Origin of the sequence: Virgibacillus sp. M23, assembly GCF_034190895.1 — a bacterium.
Classification (GTDB): Bacteria; Bacillota; Bacilli; order Bacillales; family Amphibacillaceae; genus Virgibacillus; species Virgibacillus salarius.
In genome coordinates, this window is sequence record NZ_JAWDHA010000448.1 from 1 (window position 1) to 228 (window position 228).

The following is a 228-nucleotide window of genomic DNA, read 5'->3' on the forward strand; positions in this document are numbered from 1 at the left end:
AAAAAACAGATTGGGTATAGGCACATAAGATAATCTTCATCATCATTCGAGGATGGTATGCAGGACAACCTGTTTCGCGCAAAAATCCCACAAATGATTCTTCTGGGATATGTTCTACAATATGGTTAACCGCATAGGCGATATCATTTTCTTGTAATTTCATTTCAAAATCTAAAGGCAAAACGACTTGATTCATGGTATAATGTTTAAACATAAGGGATACCTCCG

Annotated in this window: 1 pseudogene; it reads right to left on the minus strand. The window is 36.0% G+C overall.

What is annotated here, in order from left to right:
* A pseudogene (locus RVS70_RS23305) lies at positions 1 to 214 on the minus strand (IS5/IS1182 family transposase); the annotation flags it as partial.
* Positions 215 to 228 lie beyond the last annotated feature (14 nt).